Genomic DNA, 21,001 nt, shown 5'->3' on the forward strand with positions numbered 1-21,001 from the left:
GTCACCCGTGCACAGCGCACGACGAATTCCCCGGTGGCGCAGTGGTAGCGCAGCTGACTGTTAATCAGCGTGTCGCAGGTTCGAATCCTGCCCGGGGAGCCAGACGCATCAGGCCCGTGGGACTCGTTCCCGCGGGCCTTTTCCATGGGCGGGCCGCATGCCCGTCGCCTGGTGCTGTCTGGCGTTTGCATGAGGCCGCCATTGGTGTGATAGCATTAAAAGGATTAGTGCAAACATGGCATCTACCTGCATGTGGGCAGGCATTTCATACCCAGGAGGAACCTTGGAAGAAGCTCCGAGCACAGGCGTGCCCAAGGCCCAGAGGACATCCCGAGAGGACGCGTGGTATCCCGCCGGCGAGCGCAACGCCTCGATCCTGCGCCAGCTCGTGTCGAAGGACTTCAAGCTCAAGTATCGCCGCAGCGCCCTGGGCGTCGCATGGAGCGTCCTCAACCCGCTCATGATGATGGCGGTCATGGCGGTGGTGTTCTCCGCCCTGGCCGGCCGCTCCGCGGAGGGCATCCCGAGCTTCCCGCTCTACATCATCCTGGGCAACGTGACCTTCTCGCTCATGAGCGAGTCCACGAGCCAGGGCATGTCGTCGATCATAGGGGCTGCGTCGCTCCTCAAGAAGGTCAAGATCGACCGCTGGGTCTTCCCCATCGAGAAGGTCCTCTTCGCCGTCGTGAACTTCGTCTTCTCGCTCATCGCCGTCGCGCTCGTCATGGGCTTCGTGGGCATCTCCCCCACCGTCTACGTCCTGATGCTGCCCCTCCTTGTCCTCTACCTGGGGACCTTCTGCGCCGGCCTCTCGCTGCTCCTCTCCGCCGCCTCGGTCTTCTTCCGCGACGTGATGCACCTCTGGGGCGTCGTGCTCACCGCCTGGACCTATGCCACGCCGCTCTTCTACGCGGAGGAGATCCTTCCCGGCTGGCTCCGCTCCCTCGAGGTCTTCAACCCCATGTACCACTACGTGCGCTACATCAGGGAGCTCGTCCTCTACGGGCGCATGCCCTCCCTCAAGCTCAACCTCGCCTGCGCGGGCTGCGCCGTCGTCTCGCTCGCGGTCGGCGCGCTCGTCTTCCGCAAGAACGAGCGCAAGTTCATCCTCTACATCTAGGAGCAGCTCGTGTCCGAGACCAGCAGCAACGTTTCCGGCGCGACGCCAGCGAGCCCCGAGGGGCCCGGCTGGGGCGTGACCCTCAAGCTCTCGGCCGACACGGTCGACGACGCGACCCCCATCTTCGCGACAGCCCACGTGGAGGGAGCCGTGGAGTGGACGGACCTCGAGTTCCGCTATCGCTGGTCGCTCGACGTGGAGGAGGACGGGCCGCTCCACGGCAGCTCCGGCGTCTACGACGACCAGTCCCAATGGGGCTTCATCCCGCCGCAGACCGGCTCGTTCTGGCTCTGCGTCAGCGTGCGGCACAAGCACACGGGTGTCGTGATGGAGGCGTCGCGCTGGGTCACCGTCCAGGAGGACGAGAGCTTCAGGAGGCCTCCCCTGCCCTCGGCGGACGCGCCCAGCGTGGTCGAGGTCAAAGACGTCTCGATGATCTTCAACATCGCGTCCGAGCAGTTCAACTCACTCAAGGAGTACTTCCTCGCCCTCGCCCGACACGAGCTCAAGTTCAAGGAGTTCCGCGCGCTCGACCACATCGACTTCGAGGTCAAGCGCGGCGAGGCCTTCGGCCTCGTGGGGACCAACGGCTCCGGCAAGTCCACCATGCTCAAGATCATCGCGGGCGTGCTGGACGCCAGCGAGGGCAGCTGCAAGGTCACGGGCACCATCGCGCCCCTCATCGAGCTCGGCGCGGGCTTTGACATGGACCTCACGGCCAAGGAGAACATCTACCTCAACGGCGCACTCCTGGGGTATCGCAAGGAGTTCATCGACGCCCACTTCCAGGACATCGTCGAGTTCGCCGAGCTCCAGAACTTCATGGACATGCCGCTCAAGAACTACTCCAGCGGTATGGTGGCGCGCATCGCCTTCTCCATCGCGACCATCACCGAGCCCGACATCCTGATCGTCGACGAGACGCTCTCCGTGGGTGACTTCCTCTTCCAGAAGAAGTGCGAGCGCCGCATCAAGGAGCTCGTCCAGTCGGACGGCGTCACCGTCCTGCTCGTGAGCCACTCCATCGACCTGGTGGAACGCATCTGCGACCGCGTCTGCTGGATCGAGAAGGGCAAGATGCGGATGGTGGGCCCCACCGACGAGGTCTGCGACGCCTACAAGCGGCTGGCCGGCTAGGTGCTAGACGCGCGCACCAGGCGAGGGCGCGGACGTCCTCGCCTTCGAATTCCTTTGGAAGCGACCGGGCGACGCCTCGCCCAGAAACGGAAGAGAGCATGACAGACGTGGCCCCGACGAGGACGGCGCAGGACGGCATCGACGTCAGCGTCATCGTTCCCTGCTACAACACCGAGGCCTTCCTGGACCAGGCGCTGAGCTCGCTCGAGGCAAATGACCGCTGCTCGCTCGAGGTCATCGTCGTGAACGATGGCTCCACCGACGGCTCGCTGGCCATCATGCGCGAGCACGAGGCGCGCGACCCCCGCGTGCGCGTCATCGACAAGGAGAACTCGGGCTACGGCGCCAACATGAACCGCGGGATCTCCGAGGCGCGCGGGACCTACGTCGGCATCCTGGAGCCCGACGACTACCTGCGCCCCCACATGTTCGACGTCATGTTCGAGTGCGCCGAGCGCCACGGCCTGCCCGACATGGTCAAGACGCCCTACATACGTGTCTGGATGCCCACGACCCCGCAGGAGCACCTCTACATGTGCTCCTACTACGGTCGCATCAAGCCCGAGGACGAGCCCTTCACGCTCGCGGACTGCCCCCGCCTCATCCAGCACCACCCCTCGATCTGGTCCGCCATCTACCGGCGCGACTTCCTGACGCAGAACGACATACGCTTCATGGAGGTGCCCGGCGCCGGCTGGGTGGACAACCCCTTCCTGATCCAGACCTGCGTCCTGGCCAAGTCCATCGTCTACATAAACGAGCCCTTCTACTGCTACCGAGAGGACCTTCCCGGCTCCTCGTCGGTGCTCAGGAAGGCGGGGCTCTCGTTCGAGCGCTGGAACGACATGGCCGACGTCATCGACCGCTGCGGCGTCACCGACGAGGGCATCCTGAGGTCCTTCTATGTGATCGGCTTCCGCTACGCGGGTGCCGCCATCGACGAGTTCGGGCTCGAGATCCCCGAGGTCAGGGAGTGGATCAGCCAGATGTTCAGGCGCATGGACCCCAAGGTCGTGGCATCGATAGTCACGCTCTCGGGCTCCTTCAAGCGCACCTACTTCAGGCTTTCCGGCTACGAGCCGGTCCCCTTCAGCGACCTCCCCTACCTCAGGAGCCTCGTGGGCGAGTTCTTCTACAGCTGGTGCACCAACGGACCTGCCTTCGCCCTCTCGCGCCTGGGCATCTTCGCCCGCAGGCGCGCGGCGGAGAAGGGCCTCGTCAAGCCGACGTCCACGCACTCCGCCTCGATCTAGGATGCGGGGAGAGGGACGTGCCGCCCAGGTCGCAAGACCATGTGAAGCGCAGGGCCCGCAGCCATGTGGCTGCGGGCCCTGCGCTTCGCTGGCATGACTGTTCGACGGCCTACGTCGCAGAGGGGCCCCTCTCCCCCCTCAGGTCCCAGAGGTAGTAGCCCACGACGGAGACGGCCACTCCGCAGGTCACGAAGACGTCCGCGACGTTGAACACCGGGAAGTCCACGAAGCGCGTGGCGAGGAAGTCGGTCACCGAGCCCTGGAAGAGGCGGTCGATCATGTTGCCCACTCCCCCACCGGCGACGCAGCCGATGGCAACGGCAAGGGGCAGCGGGATGTCCTCCCTCCAAACCAGGGCCACGCAGCCGGCGAGGACCGCGATGGCTATGACCACCAGCAGCGGGCCCATGCCGCGCGCCATGCTGAAGGCGGCGCCCGTGTTCTCCACGTGCAGGAGGTCGAGCACGCCGGGAATCAGCGTCTCTCCCTCCCCCACCGGATAGAGGGCGCGCACCGCGGCCTTGACCGCCTGGTCGACCACCACGACGAGGCACACAGCAAGGAGGAAGGCCACGGAGCGCATTCCGCGACGGGACAGGGGCCTCGTGGCGTCCACGTCAGCCCTCCTACTCTGTCGCGCCGACGACGGAGGAGCAGCGCGCGCAGAGTCCATCCTCGCCCAGCTCGCGCCAGTTCCAGCAGCGGGGGCACTTCTCCCCGTTGGCGGGAAGGACCTCGCAGGAGAGCGCCTCTCCCTCGTGGACGCAGACCTCGGAGCACACGAAGGCCTCGGCGAGGTCGGGGGCGCCATCGCCTGCGAGGAGCGCGAAGGCGTCCTTGGTCAGGGTGAGCTCGGCGCGCGTGGCCTGGGTGGTCTTCTCGCTCACCACGCCGGAGGCGAGCGCCTCGTCATAGGCCTTGGTGAAGGCGCCGCGGGCGTCGACCATCGCCTGGTACGTGGCGAGGAGCGGCTCGTACTCTGACGCCTGCATCGGTGCCTGGAACCAGTCGAGGAGCGCGGCGTAGCGCTGGCCGTCGCGCAGGGACTCGGGCAAGAACGCCATGGCCTCGTCGGTGGTGTAGGCGAGGATGGGCTGGAAGTCGTGGACCAGCATGGAGAGGACGTACGACCAGACGGTCTGGGCGCTCCGGCGCTCGACGCTGCCGGGGGCGCCGCAGTAGCTGCGGTCCTTCGTCGCGTTGAGGTAGTCGTTGGAGAGCTCGGTGATGATGTAGTCGTACAGGGTGCGGTAGACCACGTTGAACCGGTAGCCCTCGTAGGCGCGCGAGACCTCGTCGTGCACCTGGCACATGCGGGCGAGGGCGAGGCGGTCGTACGGCAGGAGCCCCTCGACGGGCAGGCCGTCGGCCACGAGGTCGAACTGGCCCTCGAGCTCCCCCAGGAGGAAGCGGAGGGTGTTGCGGATCTTGCGGTAGGCGTCGCCCACGTGCTCGAGGATGCTGTCGTCGCAGGGGACGTCGGTCGAGGTGTCGACGGACGAGACCCAGAGGCGCAGGATGTCGGCGCCGCGGGTGTCGCACTCGGCGTTGGGGTCGATCACGTTGCCCAGGGACTTGGACATCTTGCGGCCCTTGCCGTCCAGGGTGAAGCCCTGGCTCACCACGGACTTGTAGGGGGCCACGCCATACGCGCCGACGGAGGTCATGAGCGAGCTCATGAACCAACCGCGGTGCTGGTCGGAGCCCTCGAGGTACATGTCCGCGGGGAACTGCAGGTTGTCGCGGTGACGGCAGACGGCGGTGTGGCTCACGCCGGAGTCCCACCAGACGTCCAGGATGTCCTTGTTGGCCTTGAGGTGGTGCCCTCCACACTTGGGGCAGACGCAGGCGTCGCCCAGGTAGCTGGCGGGGTCCTCGGTGAACCAGCAGTCGGAGCCCCGTTCGCGGAAGAGCTCGATCACGGCGTCGAGGGTCTGGTCGTTCATCACGGTCTCGCCGCAGTCCTGGCAGGTGTAGGCGGGGATGGGCACGCCCCAGTTGCGCTGGCGGCTGATGCACCAGTCCGGACGGCCCTCGACCATGGAGCCGATGCGCTTGACGGAGTGCGCGGGATAGAAGTCGACGTGCGAGAGCTCCTCGAGCGCCTGCCTCCTGAGGCCGGTCTTGTCCATGGAGACGAACCACTGGCTGGTGGCACGGAAGATGACCGGGTTCTTGCAGCGCCAGCAGTGGGGGTAGCTGTGGTTGATGTCCTCGTGGAGAATCAGCGCGCCGCGCTCGTCGAGCCACTCGATGATCTTGGGGTTGGCCTCGTTGACCTCCATGCCGCCCCAGGGGCCGCCGGTCCCCATGCCGTCTCCCACGTAGAAGCGGCCGTCGTCGTCGACGGGCATGACCACGGGCACGCCGAAGCGCATGCCGGCGTTGTAGTCGTCCACGCCGTGGCCGGGGGCGCTGTGCACGATGCCAGTGCCGTCGTCCAGGGTGACGTAGTCGGCAAAGATGAACACGCCCTCCTCGCCCTGGTCGCCGAAGATCGGCTGCCTGTAGCGGTTGCCCTGGAGCTCGGTGCCCGTCGCGTGCCAGGGCTCGCCGTCGGCGTCGCGCACGAGCTCGGCGCCCTCGTAGCCAAACTTGGCGCAGCACCTCTCCTGCAGGGCCTCTGCCATGAGCTCGACCCTGCCGTCGACCCGCACGGCGACGTAGCTCGCCTCGGGATGGAGGATGACGGCGTCGTCGGCAGGAAGCGTCCAGGGCGTCGTGGTCCAGATGTCGACGAAGAGCGAGTCGGCATAGGGCTCGAGGCCGGCTGGCGCGGTGGTCATCCGGAAGCGGACGAAGATGGCGGGCGAGACCTCGTCGGAGTACTCGATCTCCGCCTCGGCGAGCGCCGTGTGGCAGTGGGTGCACCAATGCACGGGCTTGCGGCCGCGGTAGATGGCGCCCTTGTCGAAGATCGCCTTGAAGATCTCCACGTCGGTGGCGTCATAGTCGTTGACGTAGGTCAGGTAGGGGTTGTCCCACTCGGCGAGGACGCCCAGGCGCTTGAAGCCCTGGCGCTGGGTGTCGACCTGCTCGACGGCCATCTTGCGGCAGAGCTCGCGGATCTTCTCCGTGGGAAGCTGGTTGAACTTCTCGGTGCCCAGCATCTCCTCGACCTTGTGCTCGATGGGCTGGCCGTGGCAGTCCCAGCCGGGCACGTAGGGGGTCTGGTAGCCGCGCATGGACCAGTAGCGGTTGATGATGTCCTTGGAGATCTTGTTCTGCGCGTGGCCGAGGTGGATGGGCCCGTTGGCGTAGGGAGGGCCGTCGTGGAGGACGAACTTCTCGTGCCCCTCGTTCTTCTTGAGCATCTGCCCGTAGACGTCGTTGGCCTCCCACTCGGCCAGGCGCTTCGGCTCGTTCTGGGCCAGGCCCGCCCTCATGGGGAACCCCGTCTTGGGGAGGTTCATCGTCTTCTTGTACTCGTTTGCCACGCTCGCGCCCTTCCTCTCGTGCCCTTCGCCCCCGCGCGCCGCGGGTGCGTCCCCTCCGGACGCATGAAAAAAGCGCCCGTCCCTCCTGCTGGGACGAAGCGCTCGCACGACACTTCGCTTGTGACCACCCAGCGAGCGGAAATCCGCCAAACTCGGCTGGCCTGTGACGGCGGCCACTCCGACGGCGCCTACTCGCGAGCGTGCGACCCGTTGCCGGTCGCGCCCGCTTTGGGGCCGCGGCTCCGGGGTGATGTTCTCCGGGACGTGGCCGCGACTTCTCAGCCTCGTCGCTCTCTGTTGGCCACGCTGCCCCGGGTACTCTTCCCCTTCACAGCTTTTGATGGGAGAGATGATAGCACGCAGGCGGTAGCAATGCGCGGGCGAACGGACCCTCCACGCCGGCGGTACGCGTGGCGGTCGTCCAAGGTCCGCCAGGCTCACCACATGCGGCCGGCCGTCGCCTGCCGAGGCCGCCATCTTTCGGCTGCCCGGCCGGCCGTCGCCTGCCAGACCCGCCGCCTTTCGGACGCCCGGTCGTCCATCTTGTCTATTGCCACGCTTTTTGGCGAGAATCGCTCACATTCCGTGGCGAAAGACAAGATGGTGCGTCGGGCGGCTCCTGGCAATGGCGCCTGAGAGGAGGCTGCGGCTCTCGCCTGCGGGCATCGTGCAGCTTCACGCAGGCGCACGACGCCTCCCACAGGTATCTTTGCCTCCCAAGCAAGCACAGGGCACGAGGAGGGGGAGCGGAGATGTCGCGCGACGCGGACCAGAGGATTGGCAAGCTACTCGACGCCGGAGAGCGCGAGCGCAGACTCGTCCATGCCGACACGAGGGCGGACGCGGCAAAGCTGCAGAGGCTGCGAGCCAAGGGCGCGCTGGTCTCCCCTCATCATGGCCTCTACGTCCGCACGAGCGCCTGGGCCGCGCAGACAGAGCCGGAAAGGGCCCTCTGGAAGATGAGGGCGCTCTGCGCCAGGCATCCCGGCTGGGTGTTCTGCGACGTGTCCGCGGCGCTGGCCCATGGGCTGTCGGTGCCCCTCCGGGAGGTCGGGACCCTCCACGTCCTGAGCAGCCCTGGCTCGCCCACGAGAAGCACCGGAGCAATCGTTCGGCACGCGACGTCGGCACGAGGGGCGTGCTGGAAAGACGGCGTCCACGTCACCGACCTTGCGCAGAGCGTCTACGACTGCCTGAGGAGGCTTGGCTTCAGGGACGGCCTCGCGGTGGCGGACTCGGGCATGGCGGCCATGGGACTGGACGACTGGGAGACCCTCGCCGACCGCCTGATCGCCCTCCATCACGGCGAGCCGGGACTCCGCCGGGCGCTTGGCATCCTGCGGCACGCCGACCCCCGCGCCGAGAGCGGCGGGGAGTCCATCGCCCGCGCAGCGATGCTCGAGCTGGGCTTCGAGCTTCCGGAGCTCCAGGTCGAGGTGCCGGACCCGTTCGCCCCCGGACGCAGCTACCGGGTCGACTTCCTCTGGACGCTGCCGGACGGGAACCGGGTCGCCGGCGAGCTGGACGGGCGCGAGAAGTACGTGAACCCGCAGATGACCAAGGGTCGCAGCGCCGTCGAGGTACTGGCGGAGGAACGGTTGCGCGAGTCGAGGCTGAGCGCCGCGGGCGTGCGCGTCATGCGCTTCTCGTTTGCGGACGTCTGCAGGCTGGGCTTCTTCGAGTCGCTCCTGGAACGCTACGGCATCCCGCGGCCGGGACGCCCCTCTCGCCTGCGAAGCCCCTTCAGGGAAGAGTGGCGTCCCATGGAGCTTGGCGGCTGGAGGCTGCGCTGCAAGCGGGTCTGGCCGAGGAGCCGGCTGGCGCGCGAGCCGGAAGGTGGCCGCTGACATGGTCGAAGAGCCGCTCCGTACGCGACGGCAAGGCGATCGATGGGCGGGTCCAGCCATCCATCTTGTCTTTTGCCACGCTTTTTGACGAGAATTGCGCGAATTCCGTGTCGAAAGGCAAGACGGATGGCCTGACGCCACCGGAGCCCGACGCCACACAAGCGCCGCGACCACGCAGCCAAGCGGCGCCCATGCCGCCCGTAGGCTACCACGCACGGAAATCCACAGCTTGCGCATTGAAAGAGACGCCGCCGTCCCCAACGATGGGCACATGGCACAAGAGTTCCGCGGCCTCGTCCCAGCTGGCGCGGCCGCGACGGGGAGAAGGGCGGGACACCTTGGCAGGCGAGGCTCTGGAACCGACGGGCACGACGGCGGACGAGGCTCACGGAGGCCCTGACGACCTCCGTTACCTTAGGCTCCTCTCGCAGAACTTCCCCACCATGCGCTCGGCCTTCACCGAGATCATCAACCTCGAGGCCATCCTCAACCTGCCCAAGGGCACCGAGCACTTCATGAGCGACGTCCACGGCGAGGACGAGGCCTTCGAGCACATCCTCAACAACTGCTCCGGCGTCATCCGCGAGCAGGTGGACCGCATCTTCGCGACCGAGCTCGGGAGCGGCCAGCGCGCCGACCTCTGCACCCTCATCTACTATCCCAAGCAGAAGCTCGCCCGCGTGCGCGCGGCGGGCGCCAACACCGACGAGTGGTATGCGGCGACGCTCTTCCGCCTGGTGCGCCTTGCCCGTTACCTCTCGGGCTTCTACACCCGCTCCAAGGTGCGCAAGGCGATGCCCGTCGAGTACGCCTACATCATCGACGAGCTGCTGCACGCCTCCGGCCAGGGAGAGACGAGCCGCCACGAGTACCACGAGCAGATCATCTCGTCGATCGTGGGCACAGGTTCCGCCGATGACTTCCTCGTGTCGCTGAGCTCGCTCATCAAGCGACTCGCCGTCGACCACCTGCACGTGGTAGGCGACCTCTTTGACCGGGGCGCGCACGCCGACAAGATCATCGAGCGCCTGATGGCCTACCATTCGCTCGACATCCAGTGGGGCAACCACGACATCTGCTGGATGGGCGCGGTGGCCGGCTCCGAGGCCTGCGTGGCCGCCGTCGTCCGCGCCAACGTGCGCTATCGCACCCTCGAGGTGCTCGAGAGCGCCTATGGCATCAGCCTGCGCCAGCTCGCCCTCTTCGCCGAGAAGACCTATGTGGACTATGACGTCATCTCCCCCATGGAGAAGGCCATCAGCGTGATCCTCTTCAAGCTCGAGGGCCAGCTCATCCAGAGGCACCCCGACTTCGGCATGCAGGACCGCCTGCTCCTGGACAAGATCGACGTGGTGGACGGCACGGTGGCCATCGGCGGACAGGAGCACGAGCTCAGGACCTGCGACTTCCCCACCATCAACACGGCCCACCCCTACGAGCTCGACCCCGAGGAGGCCGAGGTCGTGCGCGGCCTGGTCAAGTCCTTCCGCGCGAGCGACCGCCTGCGTCGCCACGTCGCCTTCCTCTACGAGCACGGCAGCCTCTACCTCGTGCGCAACGGCAACCTGCTCTTCCATGGCTGCCTGCCGCTCGACGAGGACGGGCGCCCCAGCACCGTCACGGGCGAGGGCGTCAAGTACGCGGGCCGCGGGTACATGGACTTCTGCGACCGCATCGCGCGCCGCGCGTGGACGCGGGGGGACCAGCCCGCGCTGGACTGGATGTGGTACCTCTGGTGCGGCCGGCACTCCCCGCTCTCGGGCCGCGTCGTCAAGACCTTCGAGCGCACCTTCGTGGCCGACCGCGCGACGTGGGAGGAGCCGGAGGACCCCTACTACCGTCTGACCAACTCCCCTGAGGTCTGCGAGCGCGTGCTCGCGGAGTTCGGACTCACCGGGAGGCACTCGCACATCATCAACGGCCACACCCCCGTGAGGGCGCGCGCGGGCGAGAGCCCCTGCCGCGCCGGGGGGAGGCTCCTCGTGATAGACGGCGGCTTCTGCCATGCCTACCACAAGAAGACCGGCATCGCGGGCTACACGCTCATCTTCGGCGCGGGCGGCATGCGCATCAAGGCGCACGAGCCCTTCCAGGGCGTGGACGCGGCACTCGACCAGAACGCGGACATAGAGAGCGACGTCACCGTCATCGAGCAGGCCGACCGTCCCCTCAAAATCGCCGACACCGACACCGGGCGCAGCATTCGCGCGCAGATCCAGGACCTCTCTCGCCTCCTCGACGCCTACCGCTCCGGCCGCATGGGCGAGGGCAAGCGCCCCTAGGGCGAAGGCGAGAGGGCCCGCATCCCGGCACGAATGCGCCTCGCATGCGACCTGCTTCCGCGGCAGGGGGAAGGCGCCTCTCCCCCGCCCCACTTCCTGTGGAGCGGGAGTGAAGCGCCCCAACTTGGGTATCTAAAGCAGAACCGCCCCCTCGCGAGGGGACGGGGGAATCACGGCTCGAACACCAGCACGCGCCCAGAGGCACGGCAGAAGGAGAAATGCCAGATGGAGATGGACAACAGGAAGAAGCGACAGTCGATGATCCTCTACATGGTCATCGCCATCGCCCTGGCCATCGCTGTTCGGACGACGCTCTACCCCAGCATCGTGAGCAGCCAGGTGACCAGCGTCAGCTACAGCCAGTTCCTCGGGATGGTGGACTCGGACGAGGTGAGGCAGCTCCAGCTCGACACCTCGAACGGCAAGATCCGCTTCACCACCGGGGAGGGCGACAGCGAGAAGATATACGAGACCACGCAGTTCCCCGGCGACTCGACGCTGGTTGACAAGCTTCGACAGCACAACGTCGACATATCGGCAAACATCCCCGACCAGAGCTCCAGCGTGTGGTTCTACCTGCTGCTCTCGTATGGCCTCCCTCTGCTCTTCATCTTCGGCGGCGGCTGGCTGCTCAACCGCAGGCTCAAGAAGTCCATGGGCGAGGACGGACCCTCGATGAACTTCGGCGGTGGCTTTGGCCTGGGAGGCGCAGGGCTCGGGCGCTCCGGCGCCAAGGAGGTCAAGGGGGAGGAGACCGGCATAACCTTCCAGGACGTCGCCGGCCAGGACGAGGCCAAGGAGTCCTTGGAGGAGATAGTGAGCTTCCTCGAGAGCCCCGAGAAGTACAACCAGATCGGCGCGCGCTGCCCCAGGGGCGCCCTGCTCGTGGGCCCTCCGGGCACCGGCAAGACCCTGCTCGCCAAGGCCGTCGCCGGCGAGGCCAAGGTGCCCTTCTTCTCCATCAGCGGCTCCGAGTTCGTCGAGATGTTCGTCGGCCGCGGCGCCGCCAAGGTACGTGACCTCTTCAAGCAGGCCAAGGAGAAGGCGCCCTGCATCATCTTCATCGACGAGATCGACACCGTGGGCAAGAGGCGTGACGCGGGCCTGAGCACCAACGACGAGCGCGAGCAGACCCTGAACCAGCTCCTGGCCGAGATGGACGGCTTCGACAACCACAAGGGCATCGTGGTGCTCGCCGCCACCAACCGTCCCGACTCCCTCGACCCGGCGCTCCTGCGCCCCGGCCGCTTCGACCGCCGCATCCCCGTCGAGCTCCCCGACCTCGCGGGCCGCGAGTCCATCCTCAAGCTCCACGCCAACGACGTGAAGATGGAGGGCGGCGTCGACTTCGGCGCCGTGGCGCGCCAGACCCCCGGCGCCTCGGGGGCCGACCTCGCCAACATGATCAACGAGGCGGCGCTGCGCGCGGTGCGCATGGGACGCAAGAAGGTCACCCAGACCGACATCGAGGAGTCCGTGGACACCGTCATCGCCGGCGAGAAGAAGAAGTCGACGGTCCTCTCGGAGCACGAGAAGGAGGTCGTCGCCTACCACGAAACCGGCCATGCCATCGTCGCCGCCGTGCAGGACGGCAAGGCCCCCGTCTCGAAGATCACCATCGTGCCCCGCACCTCGGGCGCCCTGGGCTTCACCATGCAGGCGGAGGAGGACGAGCACTACCTCACCACCCGCGAGGAGTACAAGCAGCGCATCGCCGTGCTCTGCGGCGGGCGCGCGGCGGAGGAGCTGATCTTCGGCCACATGACCTCAGGTGCCGCGAACGACATCGAGAAGGCCACCAAGATCGCCCGGGCGATGGTGACCCAGCTGGGTATGTCGGACAAGTTCGGCATGACCGCCCTGGGCGAGACGACCAACCGCTACCTGGGTGGCGGCTCCCAGCTCACCTGCTCGGAGGGCACCGCCCGCGAGGTGGACGAGGAGGTGCGCGCGCTCGTGGAGGAGGGCCACCAGACCGCCCTCAGGACCCTGCGCGAGAATCGCTTCAAGCTGCACGAGATTTCGCACTACCTGCAGAAGAAGGAGACCATCACCGGCGAGGAGTTCATGAACATCCTCAACCGCGACGACGGCTTCGCGCCCAAGTACCAGCAGGACTAGCGCAACGCTCCAATCCCAGGCCCCGCCCTCTCCGATCGGCAAGCGAAGAGCATCAAGCCCACGCTTTCCTATTCGGAGAGGGCGGGGCCCTTTCTGTCGGCACGCTCCTCCAGGTCCGGCGCGAGGGCGGCGTGCGGATGGAGGAGCGTGGGGAGGGGACGAGCCTAGCGCCTCGCGCAGAGCTCCCAGAAGGCGACGGCGCTGCTGGCAGCCACGTTGAGGGAGTCCACGCCCGCGGACATCGGGATGATGGCGCAGTCGTCGCAGGCGGCGAGCGCCTCGCGGCTGAGCCCCCAGCCCTCGCTGCCAAATGCGAGCGCGAGGCGCGAGTGCTCCTTGAGCGACGTGTCGTCGAGCCGCAGGGCGCCCTCCACGAGCGCCATGCCCGTGACGTGGAAGCCCTCGGAGCGGAGCGCGTCGAAGGCGTCTCCGGGCCAGTCGCCCTCGGCGACGGCCCAGGGAAGCTTGAACACCGTTCCCATGGACACCCTGATGGCGCGTCGGTTGAGCGGGTCGGCACAGCTGGGCGAGAGGAGCATCGCGTCGACCCCCAAGGCAGCCGCGGAGCGGAAGAGGGCGCCGACGTTGGTGATGTCGACCAGGCTCTCGAGCACGGCGACGCGACACGCCCCGCAGAGCGCCTCGGCGGCGGAGAGGGGCCGGGGCCTGCGGGCGACCGCGAGATATCCCCTCGACTTGCTGATGCCCGTCACGTCCTGGAGCAGCTCCCGGTCGCAGCAGTAGATGGGCAGTCCGGCTTCCTCGAGCTGCGGGACGCGCCCGAGCAGGGTGCCCAGGTGCCTCTCGTCCACGAGGACGGACTCGAGCTCCAGGCCCTCTCCCACGGCCAGCTCGATGACGTTGAGAGACTCGAGGACGCACCTTGCCTCCAACTCGTCGCGAAGGCTCCTGAGCTGGCGGTCGGTGAGTCGTAGGTAGGGGTCGAGGCGCGGGTCGCCCTCCGTCGCCATGCGAAGAATTGCCATCGTTGCGCCCTCCATTGGTAGAATGCCCTAGCCGAAGGGTACTATTACTCCCTACCCATGCAGCAGGAAATGACGACGTACCAAGGGATGAGGCCATGAGCCTGCAAGAGGACCCCAAGACGACACCCTTCGTGCCCGACCCGGCGCTGAGCTCCCTCAGCCGCTCGAGGATCGGCTCGCACTTCTCCCCCGCCGACGGGCCAACGCGCCAGGACGAGACCCCCGGCAGGGGTGGCTCCGGCCGCGCCCCCAAGGTCGCGGCCGCCGTGGTGGCTGGTCTCGCCGCGGTCTACCTGGGCGGCGTCGCAGTCTGGTCCAACGTCTTCATGCCCAACACCTCGGTCAACGGCGTCGACGTCTCGCTCGAGACGCCGGCCTCCGTGGCCCGACAGCAGACCGTCGCCACCAGCAGCTACGCGCTCGCCGTGTCGGGCGAGGGACTCGACCTCAAGGTCTCGGCGTCGGACGTGGACCTCAGCTGCGACGTCGACGCCTTCGCCCGCGACGCGCTCGCGCAGACCAACGCCTGGGCCTGGCCCGTCGCCGCGATTAGGGGCAGCAAGGTGGACGTGCGGCCCCAGGCCTCCTTCGACGCGTCCAAGCTCGACGGGCTGGTGGGAAAGGCCGTGGACGCCGTCAACGCCCATGCCACCCAGCCCGTGAACGCCTCGGTCGGCTATGACCCGACGAGCTCCGGCTTCGTGGTGAGCCCCGAGAAGGCGGGAACGGCCCTCGACGCCGCGAGCGTGACCAAGGCCGTCGGCTCCGCGCTTAAGGAGGGCGCTACATCGCTTGCGCTCNTGAGGATCTGGTCGGGCTTGACGGCCGCCTTGATGTCGACGGCCTCCTGCATCATCTCCTCGTCGATCTGCAGGCGGCCGGCCGTGTCCACGATCACGATGTCGTTGAGGTGGTCGACGGCCTGCCGGATGGCTCCCGAGGCCACCTGGACGGCATCCTTGACATCGCCGCGCCAGACGCCGACGCCGATCTCTCCCGCCAGGGTCGCCAGCTGGTCGGCGGCGGCCGGCCGGTGGGTGTCGCAGGCAGCGAGCAGGGGGCTGTGACCCTGCCTCTTGAGCAGGTAGGCGAGCTTCGCCGCGGCCGTTGTCTTGCCCGAGCCCTGCAGGCCCACGAGCATGATCACGTTGGGCGTGCGGTTCTGCGCCAGGACGAGCTTGGACTCGGTCGAGCCCAGGAGCTGCGTGAGCTGGTCGAGGACGATGCGCACCACGTTCTGCGAGGGCGTGAGGGACTCCATGACCTCGGAGGTCAGACACTTCTCCTTGCACGCCGCCACAAAGCCCTTGACGACGCGGTAGTTGACGTCCGCCTCGAGCAGGGCCATGCGGATCTCTCGCATGGCGACGTTGATGTCGTCCTCCGTGAGGCGGCCCTTGCCGCGCAGCTTGTCGAAGGTTCCCTGGAGGCGGTCGGAAAGGCTGTTGAACATCGTCTACTCCCCCTCTCCCTCGCCCACGAGCGCGCGCGAGAACTCGAGCGCGTCGAAGCTCTGGAGGTCGTCGATTCCCTCGCCCACGCCTATGCGCAGGATGGGGAGGGCAAGGTCATGCGATATGGCGACGGCGATGCCGCCCTTGGCGGTGCCGTCGAGCTTGGTCACCACGAGGCCGTCGAGCTCGAGGGCCTCGTTGAACTCCTTGGCCTGGGCGAGGCCGTTCTGCCCGGTGGTGGCGTCTATGACGAGCACGACCGAGACGGGCATGCCCGCGCGCCTGCGCGTCACCTTGACCACCTTCTGGAGCTCGCGCATGAGCTCGGGGGAGGTGTGCAGGCGGCCTGCGGTGTCGATGAGCACGAGGTCGCAGCCCTCGCGCTCGGCCCTCTCGATCACGTCATAGCAGACGCTCGCCGGGTCGGCGCCGCGCTCCCGCGTGACGACCTCGACCCCCGCGCGCTCGCCCCAGACCTGGAGCTGCTNTGGCCCGACAGCAGACCGTCGCCACCAGCAGCTACGCGCTCGCCGTGTCGGGCGAGGGACTCGACCTCAAGGTCTCGGCGTCGGACGTGGACCTCAGCTGCGACGTCGACGCCTTCGCCCGCGACGCGCTCGCGCAGACCAACGCCTGGGCCTGGCCCGTCGCCGCGATTAGGGGCAGCAAGGTGGACGTGCGGCCCCAGGCCTCCTTCGACGCGTCCAAGCTCGACGGGCTGGTGGGAAAGGCCGTGGACGCCGTCAACGCCCATGCCACCCAGCCCGTGAACGCCTCGGTCGGCTATGACCCGACGAGCTCCGGCTTCGTGGTGAGCCCCGAGAAGGCGGGAACGGCCCTCGACGCCGCGAGCGTGACCAAGGCCGTCGGCTCCGCGCTTAAGGAGGGCGCTACATCGCTTGCGCTCGACGAGTCGGCGCTCGCGCAGCCCAGCATCCTCTCGGGCGACGGGCGGCTCGCAGAGGCCGTCAAGACTGCCAACTCCTACCTCGCCGCGACCCAGACCCTCACGGTCGACGGCAATGCCGTCGCAACGGTCGACGCCGGCAGGATCGCCGAGTGGGTCCACGTCCAGGACGACCTCTCCGTCACCCTGGACGATGAGGCTATCAAGGCCTGGACCACGGGCGAGCTCTCGCGCCAGCTCGACACGGTGGGCACCACGCGCACGTACACGCGTCCCGACGGGGTCACCATCAAGGTGAGTGGCGGACGCTACGGCTGGAACCTCAACGGCACCGAGCTCGCGGAAACCCTCGCACAGAACGTGAGGGCCGGCAGCGCCACCTCCGTCGAGCTCCCCTGGTCGAGCACCGCCGCGCAGTACGGGAAGCGTGGCGCCGCCGACTGGGGGGACCGCTACATCGACGTCGACCTCACGAACCAGCACGCCCGCATGTATGACGGCGGTAGCCTCGTCTGGGAGTCGGACTTCGTCTCCGGCAACACGAGCCAGGACCACGGCACCCCGGAGGGCGTCTATTCCGTCAACTCCCACATGGGGACCAACCAGACCCTCAAGGGCATCGACGAGGACCACGACGGGGAGCCGGACTACGTCAGCCACGTGAGCTACTGGGTGCCCTTCATCGACAACCTCTACGCCTTCCACGACGCGAGCTGGCGCTCGCGGTTCGGCGGGAGCATCTACCAGACCGACGGCAGCCACGGCTGCATCAACCTCCCCAGCGCGAAGGCAGAGGAGTTGTACGACCTGGCCAAGGTCGGAGACGTCGTGGTGGTGCATTACTAGTCGCCTGGCGAGAGGGGCGCTGGTACCTCTCGCACAGCTAACCTAGACGAGCAAAAGGCCGCACCCCGGAACCCAACGGTCCGAAGCGCGGCCCTCCTTGACCGGGTTGTCTGCGGCGAATGGCGCTAGAACTTCCGACCGCCCTTGCCACCGTACATCTTCTGGAGCGCCGAGAGGTCCATGCCTCCCACGCCGCCGCCCATGCCCATGTTACGCATCATCCCGCGCATCTGGCGCATGGACTTCTTGGAGCCCATGCCGGCAGCCCCCGTCATCTGCCGCATCTTGCCCATCATCTTGTTCATCTCGCCCCATTGCTTGAGGACCTGGTTGACCTCCTGGACGCTGCGGCCCGACCCTGCGGCGATGCGCTTGCGGCGCTGGCCGTTGATCTTCTTGGGCTTGAGGCGCTCCTCCTTGCTCATGGAACGGATGATCGACTCGATGCGCACGATCTGCTCGTCGCCCATCTGGCCGCCCGCCTGCTGCAGCATGCGCTCTCCTCCGGGCAGCATGCCGATCATCTTCTTGAGACCGCCCATCTTGCGGATCTGCTGCAGCTGCGAGAGGTAGTCGTCCATGGTGAAGCCCTCGCGGAGCATGCGCTCGGCGTCCTCGACCTGCTGCTGGTCGGCGACCTGCTGGGCCTGCTCGATGATGCCCACGACGTCGCCCATGCCCAGGATGCGCTTGGCCATGCGGTCGGGGTGGAAGACCTCGAGGGAGTCGGGCTTCTCCCCCATCGAGACGAACTTGATGGGCTTGCCGGTGACCTCGCGGACCGAGAGCGCGCCGCCGCCACGGGCGTCGCCGTCGAGCTTGGACATGATCACGCCGTCGAAGTCGACGCGCTCGGCGAAGGTCGAGACGACGTTGACCACGTCCTGGCCGGCCATGGCGTCGACCACCATGAGGATCTGGTCGGGCTTGACGGCCGCCTTGATGTCGACGGCCTCCTGCATCATCTCCTCGTCGATCTGCAGGCGGCCGGCCGTGTCCACGATCACGATGTCGTTGAGGTGGTCGACGGCCTGCCGGATGGCTCCCGAGGCCACCTGGACGGCATCCTTGACATCGCCGCGCCAGACGCCGACGCCGATCTCTCCCGCCAGGGTCGCCAGCTGGTCGGCGGCGGCCGGCCGGTGGGGGTCGCAGGCAGCGAGCAGGGGGCTGTGACCCTGCCGCTTGAGCAGGTAGGCGAGCTTCGCCGCGGCCGTTGTCTTGCCCGAGCCCTGCAGGCCCACGAGCATGATCACGTTGGGCGTGCGGTTCTGCGCCAGGACGAGCTTGGACTCGGTCGAGCCCAGGAGCTGCGTGAGCTGGTCGAGGACGATGCGCACCACGTTCTGCGAGGGCGTGAGGGACTCCATGACCTCGGAGGTCAGACACTTCTCCTTGCACGCCGCCACAAAGCCCTTGACGACGCGGTAGTTGACGTCCGCCTCGAGCAGGGCCATGCGGATCTCTCGCATGGCGACGTTGATGTCGTCCTCCGTGAGGCGGCCCTTGCCGCGCAGCTTGTCGAAGGTTCCCTGGAGGCGGTCGGAAAGGCTGTTGAACATCGTCTACTCCCCCTCTCCCTCGCCCACGAGCGCGCGCGAGAACTCGAGCGCGTCGAAGCTCTGGAGGTCGTCGATTCCCTCGCCCACGCCTATGCGCAGGATGGGGAGGGCAAGGTCATGCGATATGGCGACGGCGATGCCGCCCTTGGCGGTGCCGTCGAGCTTGGTCACCACGAGGCCGTCGAGCTCGAGGGCCTCGTTGAACTCCTTGGCCTGGGCGAGGCCGTTCTGCCCGGTGGTGGCGTCTATGACGAGCACGACCGAGACGGGCATGCCCGCGCGCCTGCGCGTCACCTTGACCACCTTCTGGAGCTCGCGCATGAGCTCGGGGGAGGTGTGCAGGCGGCCTGCGGTGTCGATGAGCACGAGGTCGCAGCCCTCGCGCTCGGCCCTCTCGATCACGTCATAGCAGACGCTCGCCGGGTCGGCGCCGCGCTCCCGCGTGACGACCTCGACCCCCGCGCGCTCGCCCCAGACCTGGAGCTGCTCGATCGCGGCGGCACGGAAGGTGTCGGCGCCTCCCACGAGGCAGGAGCGCCCCTCCGAGCGGGCGACGCCGGCGAGCTTGCCCACCGTGGTGGTCTTCCCCGCCCCGTTGATGCCCACGAAGAGGACGCAGGACGGGAGGTCCCGGAAGGGGTCGCGCTCGGCATGCGCGAACTCCCCCGCTATGCGCTGGGCGAGGGCCTCCTTCAGCTGTCGGGAGGTCCTGAGGCCCTCGCGCGCGGCCTGTTCGCGCAGGTCGTCGGTGACCTGCATGGCCACCTCCGCCCCCATGTCACCCATCACGAGGCGATCCTCGAGCTCCTCCCAGAACTCCTCGTCCACCTCGCCGCCCATGTAGAAGATCTCGGATATCGCCTCGCGCGAGCGGGTGAGACCCTCGCGCAGCCTGTCGCGAAGACCCATCAGGCCTCCACCACCTTTCCGCTGGCACGGTCGAGGCGCTGGCTTACCACATGGCTCACGCCGTCGGCCTGCATTGACACGCCGTAGAGGACGTCCGCCTGCTCCATCGTCCTGCGCTGGTGCGAGATGACGATGAGCTGGGTGGAGTCCTTGAGCCGCTCGATGGCGTCGAGCAACTTGGAGAGGTTGGAGTCGTCGAGGGCGGCCTCAACCTCGTCGAACACGTAGAAGGGCACCGTCCTGGTCTTGTAGACGGCAAAGAGGAGGGCGAGCGCGGTGAGGGACTTCTCGCCGCCGCTCATGAGCGTCATCTTCTGGATGCGCTTGCCGCGCGGCTGGGCCACGATCTCTATGCCCGTCTCGTCCAGGTGGTCGGGGTCGCACATCTCGAGGTGGGCGTGGCCGCCCGGGAAGAGCAGGGAGAAGATCTCGGAGAAGTTCGCGTTCACCTGGTCGAAGACCACCAGGAACTGGCGGCGCATCTTGCGCTCGATCGCCGCGGTGATCTTCTGCAGGGACTTGCGGGCGTTCTCGAGGTCCTCGACCTGCTCGCCGATGTAGTCCGCGCGCTCCTTGAGCCTCTCGTACTCGTCCATGGCGACCTCGTTGACGGGGCCGATGTGGGCGAGGTCACCCTTGAGCCGGGCGACGTCGCGCTCCATCTGGGCGCGGTCGTCGGGCTCGGGGAGCCGGAGGGCGTCGTCGAGGCCCCAGCCGCTGCCCTCTATGGACTGGATGGCGTTCTGGACCTGCACCTCGATCTTGCCTGACTCGACCTTCACCTCGCCCGAGGACTCCCGTGCGGCGTCGAGCTCGCGGCTCGCCTGTGCCACCGCCTCGCGTGCGTCCGAGATGGTCTTCTTGAGGGAGTCGGAATCCGCCTCGGCAAGCGACGCGCGGTCCTTGAGGCGAGCCGCCCAGGCGAGTGCCCGCTCGCGGACGGCCTCGTAGCGCCCGTGCAGGGGCTCCACCCTCAGCTGGAGGACGTCAAGTGCGCGGGCGCTGCGCTCCATGGTCCCCCGCCTCCGGTCGAGGTCGGCGAGCTGGCGCGAGAGCTCCTCCTCGCGCACGGCGAGGTGGTTGCGCCGCTCGGAGACGGTCGCCAGCTTGAGGCGGGCGTCAGACAGCCTGCCCTCGGCG

General features: G+C 67.6%; 13 protein-coding genes, 1 tRNA gene and 3 pseudogenes. 9 read left to right on the top strand and 8 right to left on the bottom strand.

What is annotated here, in order from left to right; translation table 11 throughout:
- The first annotated feature begins 27 nt into the window (after nucleotides 1–27).
- The 4 genes from BQ7388_RS05385 (at nucleotide 28) to BQ7388_RS05400 (ending at nucleotide 3,510) form a co-directional block, all read left to right on the top strand.
- Nucleotides 28–102, top strand: a tRNA-Asn gene (locus BQ7388_RS05385).
- A gap of 181 nt (nucleotides 103–283) precedes the next feature.
- Nucleotides 284–1,120, top strand: coding sequence for an ABC transporter permease (locus BQ7388_RS05390; RefSeq protein ID WP_009279301.1), 837 nt, complete (start codon nucleotides 284–286; stop codon nucleotides 1,118–1,120).
- 9 nt (nucleotides 1,121–1,129) lie between these two features.
- Entirely contained in the window at nucleotides 1,130–2,257 is a 1,128-nt protein-coding gene (locus BQ7388_RS05395) for an ABC transporter ATP-binding protein (RefSeq protein ID WP_009279302.1), read from the top strand.
- Nucleotides 2,258–2,355: 98 nt separating this feature from the next.
- Nucleotides 2,356–3,510: a glycosyltransferase family 2 protein gene (locus BQ7388_RS05400; RefSeq protein ID WP_072499933.1), complete on the top strand. Its 1,155-nt coding sequence runs from the start codon at nucleotides 2,356–2,358 to the stop codon at nucleotides 3,508–3,510.
- A 109-nt stretch (nucleotides 3,511–3,619) separates the two neighbouring features.
- On the opposite strand, the gene lspA is transcribed toward BQ7388_RS05400, so the two are convergent.
- Both lspA and ileS read right to left on the bottom strand, forming a co-directional pair.
- A complete protein-coding gene (gene lspA / locus BQ7388_RS05405; RefSeq protein WP_062531002.1) occupies nucleotides 3,620–4,126 on the bottom strand; it encodes a signal peptidase II in 507 nt (168 codons plus the stop codon).
- Nucleotides 4,127–4,136: 10 nt separating this feature from the next.
- Nucleotides 4,137–6,947: an isoleucine--tRNA ligase gene (gene ileS, locus BQ7388_RS05410; protein ID WP_072499934.1), complete on the bottom strand. Its 2,811-nt coding sequence runs from the start codon at nucleotides 6,945–6,947 to the stop codon at nucleotides 4,137–4,139.
- Between the two features lie 752 nt (nucleotides 6,948–7,699).
- Here ileS and BQ7388_RS05415 point away from each other — a divergent pair.
- From BQ7388_RS05415 to ftsH, 3 genes are all read left to right on the top strand, one after another.
- A complete protein-coding gene (locus tag BQ7388_RS05415; RefSeq protein WP_072499935.1) occupies nucleotides 7,700–8,794 on the top strand; it encodes a hypothetical protein in 1,095 nt (364 codons plus the stop codon).
- Between the two features lie 338 nt (nucleotides 8,795–9,132).
- The gene (locus BQ7388_RS05420; protein WP_083558280.1) at nucleotides 9,133–11,076 is read left to right on the top strand and encodes a fructose-1,6-bisphosphatase; all 1,944 of its coding nucleotides are present in this window, start codon (nucleotides 9,133–9,135) and stop codon (nucleotides 11,074–11,076) included.
- Between the two features lie 225 nt (nucleotides 11,077–11,301).
- Complete coding sequence (gene ftsH / locus BQ7388_RS05425; RefSeq protein ID WP_062530996.1) at nucleotides 11,302–13,197, top strand: ATP-dependent zinc metalloprotease FtsH; 1,896 nt, start codon at nucleotides 11,302–11,304, stop codon at nucleotides 13,195–13,197.
- Nucleotides 13,198–13,361: 164 nt separating this feature from the next.
- On the opposite strand, the gene BQ7388_RS05430 is transcribed toward ftsH, so the two are convergent.
- The gene (locus BQ7388_RS05430; RefSeq protein ID WP_072500465.1) at nucleotides 13,362–14,183 is read right to left on the bottom strand and encodes a TrmH family RNA methyltransferase; all 822 of its coding nucleotides are present in this window, start codon (nucleotides 14,181–14,183) and stop codon (nucleotides 13,362–13,364) included.
- Nucleotides 14,184–14,509: 326 nt separating this feature from the next.
- Here BQ7388_RS05430 and BQ7388_RS13475 point away from each other — a divergent pair.
- Nucleotides 14,510–14,905, top strand: a pseudogene (locus BQ7388_RS13475) (L,D-transpeptidase family protein); the annotation flags it as partial.
- A gap of 80 nt (nucleotides 14,906–14,985) precedes the next feature.
- Here the strand turns inward: BQ7388_RS13475 and BQ7388_RS05440 are convergent.
- Both BQ7388_RS05440 and BQ7388_RS05445 read right to left on the bottom strand, forming a co-directional pair.
- A pseudogene (locus tag BQ7388_RS05440) lies at nucleotides 14,986–15,636 on the bottom strand (signal recognition particle receptor subunit alpha); the annotation flags it as partial.
- Nucleotides 15,637–15,639: 3 nt separating this feature from the next.
- Nucleotides 15,640–16,122, bottom strand: a pseudogene (locus BQ7388_RS05445) (signal recognition particle-docking protein FtsY); the annotation flags it as partial.
- A 47-nt stretch (nucleotides 16,123–16,169) separates the two neighbouring features.
- Here BQ7388_RS05445 and BQ7388_RS05450 point away from each other — a divergent pair.
- Complete coding sequence (locus tag BQ7388_RS05450) at nucleotides 16,170–17,390, top strand: L,D-transpeptidase family protein (protein ID WP_234946869.1); 1,221 nt, start codon at nucleotides 16,170–16,172, stop codon at nucleotides 17,388–17,390.
- Nucleotides 17,391–17,515: 125 nt separating this feature from the next.
- On the opposite strand, the gene ffh is transcribed toward BQ7388_RS05450, so the two are convergent.
- The 3 genes from ffh to BQ7388_RS05465 form a co-directional block, all read right to left on the bottom strand.
- On the bottom strand, nucleotides 17,516–18,952 hold the full coding sequence (gene ffh / locus BQ7388_RS05455; protein ID WP_072499936.1) for a signal recognition particle protein: 1,437 nt from the start codon (nucleotides 18,950–18,952) through the stop codon (nucleotides 17,516–17,518).
- Between the two features lie 3 nt (nucleotides 18,953–18,955).
- Nucleotides 18,956–19,861 (bottom strand): signal recognition particle-docking protein FtsY, encoded by a 906-nt coding sequence (ftsY, locus tag BQ7388_RS05460; protein WP_009279312.1) that lies wholly within the window; start codon nucleotides 19,859–19,861, stop codon nucleotides 18,956–18,958.
- The coding region (locus BQ7388_RS05465; protein ID WP_159430794.1) for an AAA family ATPase at nucleotides 19,861–21,001 on the bottom strand (1,141 nt) is incomplete at its 5' end. The genes ftsY and BQ7388_RS05465, both read right to left, overlap by 1 nt.

The sequence above is a fragment of the Olsenella phocaeensis genome (genome assembly GCF_900120385.1).
GTDB lineage: Bacteria > Actinomycetota > Coriobacteriia > Coriobacteriales > Atopobiaceae > Olsenella_I > Olsenella_I phocaeensis.

Excerpts from the sequence above, each read along its gene's own strand:
- BQ7388_RS05400 (WP_072499933.1), top strand. The coding sequence starts at position 2,356 with ATGACAGACGTGGCCCCGACGAGGACGGCGCAGGACGGCATCGACGTC.
- BQ7388_RS05415 (WP_072499935.1), top strand. The coding sequence starts at position 7,700 with ATGTCGCGCGACGCGGACCAGAGGATTGGCAAGCTACTCGACGCCGGA.
- ftsH (WP_062530996.1), top strand. The coding sequence starts at position 11,302 with ATGGAGATGGACAACAGGAAGAAGCGACAGTCGATGATCCTCTACATG.
- BQ7388_RS05430 (WP_072500465.1), bottom strand. The coding sequence starts at position 14,183 with ATGGCAATTCTTCGCATGGCGACGGAGGGCGACCCGCGCCTCGACCCC.
- ffh (WP_072499936.1), bottom strand. The coding sequence starts at position 18,952 with ATGTTCAACAGCCTTTCCGACCGCCTCCAGGGAACCTTCGACAAGCTG.
- ftsY (WP_009279312.1), bottom strand. The coding sequence starts at position 19,861 with ATGGGTCTTCGCGACAGGCTGCGCGAGGGTCTCACCCGCTCGCGCGAG.